Here is a 10000-nt window from a genome sequence, read left to right on the forward strand (position 1 = left end):
TTTTTTTTCAAGCAGAATACGGCATAGGAGATTAGCTGCAGTCTCGTGGGCTCGGAGATTTGTATAAGATACAGTACTAACATTTCTCCATGTAAACTATCAGCTTCTTCAAATTCTTTTTCGAATAAATCTACCAATTTTTCAAATGGAACAATTTCATTTGAAGGGATCTTCAAAACTGAAAAATTTTGCGCCCCGTAAAACAAAATTCCATTGCAAGAAACTTCATGATCATGATCACGTATACAATAAAACTCTCTATTAAATACAATCGCAGTTACCTTTTGCTCATTACTAGGAAAGTTTATATAATTTAAGGCAGTAAGTGTACAAAACGTATTCTCTTTTAAGATAACCGTTTTTTCATCACAATAAAATTTAAATTGTCCCGTCCCACGGTTCCAAATAATACGGTTGGCGGACGGATTTGAAAGAGAGTTCTTTAAGTCACTCATCAGATCATTAGTAAAATAAAAATAGGATCCGGTAAGTGGATCATTTAACGCATATTGAATAATATTTGATTCAGTATTCATACAATCATCACAGAATTTAAAATATATTCTTTATATTTCGAAACATTCACTAACCTTTCGATCCAAAAATTTGTTGTTTCATCACTGTTTCGACTTCATCAAAGTTTTTCTGCGTACGTTTTCCTTTGTATGCTAATCGGATTGTTAAATCAGAATCGATTAAAAATGTTGCCGCTTGTGCAAAATCATTTGGCTGAATGCGCACTCCAAAGTATTGGCAAAGCTCTAATGTAGAATCACTTGCAAATAAAAAATTCATAGGATTGAGATTTAGCCAACTTTTCAGAACATGAATTGGTTCAGTTGATACAACGATCACATTTCCTTCTTTTTCATTTAAACTTGTTGCCCATTCAGAGAGATTCTTCAAGTGTATTTGGCAAAATGGACACCATGTCCCGCGAATAAAAACTAATATGAGCGGTCCTCGCGAAATGATTTCGGAAATTTTAATTTTTTGGTTTGAAGATAAAATCAACTCCCAGTCTTGTACTTTGTAATCGAGAGGAAGAGGTTGAATGGATAAATCAACACTGCCATCAAATTGCATCATAAACCAATCTTTAAGTTTCATAAATTATAATTCCAAGAATGCTTAGACAATCTATACCAAGATTCGGATTGAATATTCTGCATTTTTCTGTCACCTAGCAATCAAACTTTTTTTCTTAGATACAATTAAGAATTTTTGAAGTCATAATTCATAGTCAATTTAATTACCCAATTGTGGTTTTAGAAACAATTTTGCCCATTCCTCAAAATTCCCAAGACTGCCAAATTCTTGCAAGATTTTCCATTTGATTCAATGTAATTGTTTTTTTATTTCAAATTAAATCAGGTCAACCATCCTCTAAAAAGTAAGTTGCGAAAGATTAATTTACAAATCGAATTGTTTGGTTTACAATCTGAGAATCTTTTACTAAAAACATGGATAACCATCGTTCCCAATCGAAAACTATGTCAAATATTGAAACGAGCGGAGTTATTCCAAATATTTTCTTTTTTAGAACCATATCAGTATGAATCATAAACCGCATCTCGAATTTGGAGTGGATCTTAGTTTACTCCTTTGGAATCAATCCATAGTCATTTTGTTTGTATCTCTTGTATGTATCTTAGCCGTTTACCACAAAAAATTACTTCTTTTTATTATTTCTACCTTATCGATATTTGCTGGAATCCATTTTTATTTACAATCCAAACATGATTCGGTTTCGATCATGGGATTTACCAAAATGATACTCCTTCTACCATTTGGTTTAGGAGCTGTCATTGGTTATCTGTGTTTACCAGAACCAAAACAACAAAAATTCTTACCATGGTTTAACCGATATATCAACTTTGCAGTATTAGCGAATATTTTTGTTATGACTTTTTCACCCGATGGAGGAACGTATCGCGGTTTCATTAGTCGATTTGTTTGTTTTTTTCTCCTCCTATGGTTACTCCAAGAAATGGCAAAAGTTAGGTTTCAAACCACCGATACTAAGCAAAATATTTTTACCTTTAACTCATCACCATTGTCCTGGATTTATTGCCATGCTGGGTATCGCATAGTACTCCTATCGTTGCCAACCTTTGTTAGCTCTCATTATTTACTATTGGAACCAATGAGTATCCTTGTGATGGTTTCTCTCTATCATTTGAATAAAAAACAAAACCCAATTTCCTATTATTTTGGATTTGCGGATACCATTGTTGTTACTACTTTAACAGTTCTCATGCGGTATTCATTATTACCTCCATTCCATTTGAAAGGGCCATATTTAACCAATTTGTCCGAAAAACAATGGGACATGCTTTTAGTTCCGATCCAATTGATAGTAATTGGTTTTGTTTTACGAACAATCTACAAAAACAGATACCAATCGAATGATATCCATACTTAGGATTCAAAATAAAAACGTTCCTACTTTCAAAAAAAAAATATTAAAAAATTACTAGCCTTCCTATCAAAAAAACAAGAAAATACTTGCTAACCTTGGTTGAATCAAAGACTGTTTTTAACAAATGTTAGCAAGATCGTTTCAGGGAAAACGATCTTGGTGGAAAGGATGGGGAAAGGAAATTTCGTGAATCGTTCGTTATTAGTGAGAAACATTGTTGGAATCTTTTTAATTCTTTTTTCCATAAGTTGCAATCAATTAACATTAAATAACCCCTGTGACCAAAAATCAAAAGGGTACCGCGAGACTTTATTACTCGCTTCCGTATCGGAAACACCTATCCCATTCTGCGGATTCCGTGTCAGTAACGCACCCAAACTCTGGGAAACTCAGGCATATCTCAAATCATCGAATGCAGAAGCAAATGATCTATTCGGAAATTCCGTAGCCATCTCTGGTGATACAATCGTGGTGGGAGCTCCAGGTGAGTCTAGTAACCAAACGACAATTACGAATGGAAACTCTGCGAGTGCTGACAACTCTGCAGCATCTTCTGGAGCCGCCTATGTCTTTCAAAGAACGGGTTCAACTTGGGCACAGGAAGCTTACCTTAAAGCACCTAACGCGGAATCAACTGATTTTTTTGGAACGGCTGTTGCCATTGATGGTAATACCATCCTTGTTAGTGCCAACCAAGAAGATAGCAACCAAATCACAATTACGAATGGACCTACTGCAAGTACAGACAATACAGCTTCTAGTTCTGGTGCCGTTTACGTCTTCCAAAGAACAGGCTCTACATGGGTACAACAAGCTTACATCAAACCACCAAATGCGGAAGCAAATGATCAGTTTGGAGTTTCCCTTTCCATCTCAGGTGATACGATTGTTGTAGGTGCTTTTAATGAGGCGAGTAACCAAACAACGATTACAAATGGAACTTCGGCAAGTGCCAATAACTCAGCAGCATTTGCAGGTGCCGCCTATGTGTTCCAAAGATCAGGCACAACTTGGGCACAACAAGCCTACTTAAAAGCTTCCAATATAGAAGCAAATGATCGATTTGGAACCAGTGTCTCCATCTCTGGAGATACAATCGTTGTTGGATCAGGTTTCGAAGATAGCAACCAAACCACAATTACAAATGGCGCAACTGCCAGTTCAGACAACACAGCAAGTGCTTCCGGTGCAGCCTATGTTTACCAAAGAGCGGGTTCCTCTTGGGTGGAAGAAGCTTACCTAAAAGCACCTAATGCAGATGCAAATGATCAATTTGGCAATAAGGTTGCGATCAGTGGCAACACGATTGTAGTCGGTGCCTTTTCTGAATCTAGCAACCAAACCACAATCACAAATGGGCCAACTGCCAGTGCCGACAACTCCGCTAACATAGCAGGTGCCGCTTATGTGTTCCAAAGAACTGGTTCCTCTTGGACCCACCAATCCTACTTGAAACCTCCTAACGCGGAAGCTAACGATAATTTTGGTATCACCGTTGCCATCGAAGGGAATACAATTTTAGTTGGTTCCATTTTTGAGGATAACAATCAAACAACTGTTACAAATGGATCGATGCCAAACGATGACAATAGCTTATCCAATTCAGGTGCGGTTTATGTGTTCCAAAGGTCTGGTTCCACTTGGGCATTTAGGGCCTATCTCAAAGCTCCCAATGCCGATGTCGATGACAGATTTGGTAATGCAATTTCTTTTTCAGGAGATACTGCCGTCGTTGGGGTAAACCAAGAGGACAGCAATCAAAATACAATTACCAATGGTCCTACTGCCAGTACAAACAATTCAGCTTTAGCGTCTGGTGCAGCCTTTGTGTTTATTAGAAAGTAAAAAGAATTCGAAGAGTAAATTACATTCATAAATGAAAAAACTGATTCCCTATCAAAAAGAAATCTTACTTGTCACAATAACTACTCTTATCTTAAGCATTGTGTATTTTCTTTTCCTGCGTCCCAATGGAAATGGAAATCAATTTAAGCAACCCTCAATGGAAGTGGATAAAAAAGGTCTCTCACCTTACCACAAACGAGAAGTGAATTTTACCATCACCAAACACAAACGTAAAATTCAAATTTGTTACAATTTATACTTAGAAACAAAACCAAAAATCGAAGAAGGCAAAATCCAATTCGATTGGCAAATCAAACCCGATGGAGTTCCCATAAAAGTGGAACTCATCCAATCCGATTTTGCATCCGATTCACTTATCAATTGTATTCAAAAAGAGATCAGTTCATGGGAATTTCCTCCTCCACCGGAAAGATCACAAAACACCTATGCAGAATATACTTTTTTCTTTAAAAAGGATGTAAATCTTCCAAAATAAGATTGAACCGTCAATCAATCGATACACTGCAAACCATACTGATTTAAATGGCAATTAACATTTGTTTGTTGAAATATTACATCAAACAGAATAGAAATTACCTTAGGAAAAAAGATCCAGTCGTCTTACTTAAGGTTGGGAAAGATGATCAATTTTTAGAATCAATGTAAAATTTTTGACAGATCCAAAGGAACGAAAAGTAACACAGGATTACCCGATTGGTTACCCATCAATGGCTCTTAGGGTTCCAATTTTTTTCTCCTAAGAAACCGAATTCAGATTTTGATAGGTTTTTCGTAAAATTTAAACAATTGAACCAGTTCCTTTCGTCACATCTTCTCAAGGTGAACCAAGTTCAGGAAATTTGAAACGGGAATCTTCGGTATGATTTCAGGCAAGAAGGCGTTTGATTCCAGGGAATCTGATACACGAACCCCTATGATGATGAACAGATGTCGACTTTTAGGACCTTTCTTGCCAGAAGATCTCATTTTGAAAATCTGACCTAAATCCATTCCCTTTCCAAAGAAGGTATCATTTGTTTGCTAAACTTTTCTTTCAAAAAAATACGATGACAATTTCCGATGACCTCTTCACCGAGGTGATGTTACGAAACAACAAACGAATGTTTTTATCATTTCTTTCCATCCTTGCTTTAGCAAACATTGCAACACTTTCAATTAAAGTTGCCGGAAAAGGATCTGATTATCTGACCTATCAGAGCATACTAATCGAATTCGTTTTAGCAACTTCTATCCTGATTGTTGGTTTCTTACTATCTTCAAGATTAAAAACTCATTGGACATCAAGTTATATATCCATAACGGGTGTTACGTTATGTTTATTGGTATTTCAATATGTAATTTACGGTGCAACTGAACTTTCCGCTACGTTTTATATCTCATTTGTTTTAAGTGTATTGTATTTTAATCGGAACGCCTCTATTTTTAACTTTGTTTTGATCATAGTATCAGAAATTGTTTTGTTTGTCCTAAGACCAGAATTAATACCAGGTGGTCCAAAAAGTAATATCATCGTAAGATTTTTAATTTTTGTTTGGGTAGGAATTGGAGCAACTGTAGGAGCAACTGCGACAAGAACTCTTCTCAACTTAGCTGTTGAAAAACAAAAGGAAGCAAAAAAAGCTTTGGACTCCTTGTTACAAATGGCAAAAACAATTCTAAATACAATTGAATTGATGAAACAACAAATAAAAAAACAAGATACAATTTCAGAAGAACTAAAACAAATTTCTGAGCACCAGGCAACATCTTTAACGGAAATATCTGCTTCATTACAAGAATTATCCTCTAAAGCCGACTCAAACAATAAAATTGCAAAATCATTGTATCTTGAATCGGAATCTTCAATACAATCTGTCAATGATCTAAAAACCATCAACGAAACTGTCCAAACTGGAACTGGCAGAATCTATCAAAATCTAGACGTGGTTATGGACTATTCAAATGAAACTTCAGAACATATTCACTTATCCATTAATAAATTTAATATCCTCCAAGAAAAAAGTACAGAAATTTCTGATTTTGTCTCGGTGATCAATGACATTGCAGATAAAGTAAACTTGTTATCATTAAATGCGTCGATTGAAGCTGCAAGAGCTGGCGAACATGGCAGAGGTTTTGCCGTAGTAGCAGAAGAGATTTCAAAATTAGCTGATGCCACAACAAAAAACTCCAAAGAGATTTCTAAAATCATTCAGGAAAATCTTACATTGATTAATGAAAGTAATGAACTTATCAATCGGTCGTCAGAAAGAATGGGAAAACTTAGCGCAGCGATCGGTATCATCAAATCAGAAATTAACGGTGTTGGTTCCAAAATCGAAGATATAGACAAAGCAATTGAAACAATTGATAATCTTAACACTCGCATTTATGAAACCAGTAAAACGATAGAAAATTCTACTAACTCCCAAAAGGTAGCAACAGAAGAGTCAACAAAAATCACTTCCAAAATCTCAGAATACGCAAACAATATTGTCGAAATTTCAAAACAGATATCGGATAGTAGCAAGTCAACAGGAGGGATTATGACTCGACTAGACGAGATGGCAAAGGAAATGAAAAATTGACCACTCCATTAGCTCACAAATCACTTTGTCTCAAGTTTTCCTTAGAATTCATGATTTTTTTAGCGACAAAAACCTTTCAATCATTGGTATAATTCAAATTTATTCGTCTTATATCGTTAGATAATCATATCGTAATTGGACTACATCATTTGAGCGATTCTCCCTTAATTTCCCCTGATCAACTTGCTAAATTTGAATTTAATGATGATCTGCTTAGTAGTTATCGTAAGAGCAAACAAATCCCACTCGATCTATATGATCGAAATGGCAAGCTCATCATGGCAAAAAAAAAGAACGCAACGGAAGAAGATTTCGGTAAACTGTTAAAGATTGAGTTACAAGGAGCTTATTGCCTTACATCTGATAGTAAACATTTACGGGTCACATCGGGAGAATCTGCCGACCCTCGCCAAACAAAACTTTTTGATCCTGACAAAACAACAGAATTTGCCAAACAAACTGAATCATTGATTCTTGAGCTAAAAAAAGAAGCTTTCAATTCGGATCATGCGCTCCGAGTTCATAAATCAATTGGAAAAGTTTTAGATGACTTCACGAGTAATCCAGATTTTGAATCAGGACTATTTAATATATTAGAGATATTGAATCATGCTGGAGTTCCAGTTGAATCAGAACTCATGACCAAACGGACGATTGTTGCGATGGGTATGAAAGTCCGAACGAAAAAGATTGGAGTTGGTGACGATAATAAACCGAATAAAAAAGATCATCTATCCGTGATGACTGCAAGTTTTCTAGCAGATATAGGTTATTCAAAATTAGTTCTTCCAGACAAACCAAATCTGACAAAAGAAGAATACAATGCCATCCAACAACACCCTATCATTAGTTATTTGATGACACTAGCGGCACCAGAAATCACCCAAGAGATACGCACACTTGTTTTAAATCACCATAGACCATTTCGAGGGAATTCCATTAACAATAACTTCCCTGACAATAATACCGTATTTAAAAAGTTAATGGTCATTAGAGATAAGTTCATCAAAGATCCAAGTAAAAAAATGATTGTGGCTGATATTGATGCACAACTTCGCATCCAAGAATCAAATGTAAACTCTGTGAATTTTGAAGAAGATATAGCGATCTTATCACTTGCTAGCGAATATGCAAGTTTAACAACGAACCAACCTTGGAGACCTGCATTTAGTTCAGCAACAGCGTTAAAGATGATTGTGAATGATTCGTTTTTTTCCTATAGCAACCGAAACATACGCCATCTACTCGACTATGTTGGTGCAAGTTTAACCAATAACCAAAATATCATAAACGTTGGCGATTACGTCATCACTGCCTCGATTGATTCAGAAAAACAGGTTCATTTTGATATCTGCAAAATTTTAGAAGTTGATCGTTTCCAAACTAGGCCAAAAATCCAAAGGTTGTGCACCATCAAACCTTTATTCAAAAAAGGGATTAAGTATCGAATTGCCGATTTTGATATCAACGAAATTCGTATGGACAAACGGAGAGCAGTCATTGACCTCGCCGGACAAACTTCCAGCACACAAAGGATCATTTACATCATCGATCCAGAAATGAACGCACCACTTTTTGATGCAGTGACAAAAATGGACAGATCGTAAATGCCTTATGTGACTAAATTCATGTGAACAAAATATTCAGTAAGCGAAGATTTGATTTCCGTAGTTTTGCGCCAAATCATGAACTTACTCAAATAAAAAACTTTCATTTCAGAATCATTCTTTCAGAAAACAGGGATTTGTGTTAAAGGGAAAGAGCCACCTGCCCACGAGCCACTCCCCTCCACCCTAACTCGGGTGGGGGTTTGTGGATTCACGCGCGAATTATGTCGCATAATACTTTGAGTTTCCCGTACCTTAAATCAAATAACATTCAAATACGAGACATTATTCAAAAGCTCTGGACGAGTCCCCAAAAACCAATTGGACTCAAAAACATAACGATCCTTATGCGAAACAATTTTAACCGATTGGGGCCTGAGCCATCCAGGGCTTCGGTCACATAGCGACCGCTAACACGCACAGCATTTCCCTCTCGCATTACCCAACGACTCTGAGTTGCTCTTAGCTTTCGATATCGAGTCATGAGGTAAATTTATTTAAGTGAATGCGAATATCCCTTTCTAAAAATCTAAAAAATTTGTTGATGTAAGTCATTTACATGAGTATCTTTTCTCCACTTCTTTCTATTTTAAAAGATTCAGTAACAATTGGTTTGGAATTAAAGTTGAAAAAATATAAATTCAAAATATGCACTAAAATCTTAATTTTATTGGTCTTACTTGCTTCTAACTCCCATTCCCAGAGTAAAGAACGTGATATTCGAAATTTATTCACCGAATTGGAACCTGGTATCTTCTATTTTGCCGATACAAAATATCCTGAACATCGACCATATCAGCATGAGGGACAAACTGTAAAAGAATACATTCGGAAAAAAATTCATCCAGTCGTCAAAGACTTCTTAAAAATGAATTATGATGGAAATACAAAAGAATTAGCAAAATACATAGGTAACAAATCACTAGAGCAATTTTCAGAAAATTGCTCTAGAAATAAAATCATATTACCAAAAGAAATCGATTGATTCACATTATTAATCTCTAACTTAGAAACCAGGAAATAGACTTGTGGCTATTCAAGTTATCTTAACCTAAACAAACTTTTCAAAAGAAAATCAATCTATGTCATCGATGAAAATCATTTTTCTTAATATGGTTATCACCGATCTTTAGGAAAGAAAAATATAATGAAACAAGTCATATTGAAATCGGACCTTCATGGGAAGAAATCGAAAACGGTTCTTCTTTTATCATGTACTACATGGGTGAAAACAACGAGGTTGACGCTATTTACTACTTTGAATTCGATTTCAAAGCCAACAAATATGAGATGTTAAATTATAAGAGTTTTCAAGCAGAATACATGCTCGATCTTTATCGATAGCTAGACAAAGTCGAATCATGAGTTAGATTTAGTCTGGGCAAATTGAAAAAAAATTTAGCACTATTTGACTTTTACGTCTAATTTTTACGAAAGAGATAATCCCAATTCAATCCATCCGACATTTTGTCCAAACCCAAAGCTTGTCATGGGAAGGATCTTACGAATCTGACTCTCTCTCAATCAAAAACTTTGTC

General features: G+C 35.7%; 8 protein-coding genes. 6 read left to right on the plus strand and 2 right to left on the minus strand.

What is annotated here, in order from left to right:
* A partial coding sequence (locus CH354_RS11230) for a hypothetical protein (protein ID WP_207764241.1) occupies positions 1–536 on the minus strand: 536 nt, incomplete at its 3' end.
* A gap of 49 nt (positions 537–585) precedes the next feature.
* Positions 586–1110, minus strand: coding sequence for a redoxin domain-containing protein (locus CH354_RS11235; RefSeq protein WP_100726481.1), 525 nt, complete (start codon positions 1108–1110; stop codon positions 586–588).
* A gap of 445 nt (positions 1111–1555) precedes the next feature.
* On the opposite strand from CH354_RS11235, the gene CH354_RS11245 reads away from it, so the two are divergent.
* From CH354_RS11245 to CH354_RS11275, 6 genes are all read left to right on the plus strand, one after another.
* A complete protein-coding gene (locus tag CH354_RS11245; RefSeq protein WP_100766470.1) occupies positions 1556–2425 on the plus strand; it encodes a hypothetical protein in 870 nt (289 codons plus the stop codon).
* A 183-nt stretch (positions 2426–2608) separates the two neighbouring features.
* Entirely contained in the window at positions 2609–4267 is a 1659-nt protein-coding gene (locus tag CH354_RS11250) for an FG-GAP repeat protein (RefSeq protein ID WP_338092385.1), read from the plus strand.
* Positions 4268–4298: 31 nt separating this feature from the next.
* A complete protein-coding gene (locus CH354_RS11255) occupies positions 4299–4763 on the plus strand; it encodes an AgmX/PglI C-terminal domain-containing protein (protein ID WP_100726478.1) in 465 nt (154 codons plus the stop codon).
* A gap of 538 nt (positions 4764–5301) precedes the next feature.
* Positions 5302–6855 (plus strand): methyl-accepting chemotaxis protein, encoded by a 1554-nt coding sequence (locus tag CH354_RS11265; RefSeq protein ID WP_100726476.1) that lies wholly within the window; start codon positions 5302–5304, stop codon positions 6853–6855.
* A gap of 149 nt (positions 6856–7004) precedes the next feature.
* A complete protein-coding gene (locus CH354_RS11270) occupies positions 7005–8462 on the plus strand; it encodes an HD-GYP domain-containing protein (protein ID WP_100726475.1) in 1458 nt (485 codons plus the stop codon).
* Positions 8463–9087: 625 nt separating this feature from the next.
* Positions 9088–9447 carry a hypothetical protein gene (locus CH354_RS11275; protein WP_125172502.1) on the plus strand — a complete coding sequence of 120 codons (360 nt, stop codon included), beginning with the start codon at positions 9088–9090 and terminating at the stop codon, positions 9445–9447.
* Positions 9448–10000 lie beyond the last annotated feature (553 nt).

The organism is Leptospira levettii (assembly GCF_002812085.1).
In the GTDB taxonomy this organism is placed as follows: domain Bacteria; phylum Spirochaetota; class Leptospiria; order Leptospirales; family Leptospiraceae; genus Leptospira_A; species Leptospira_A levettii.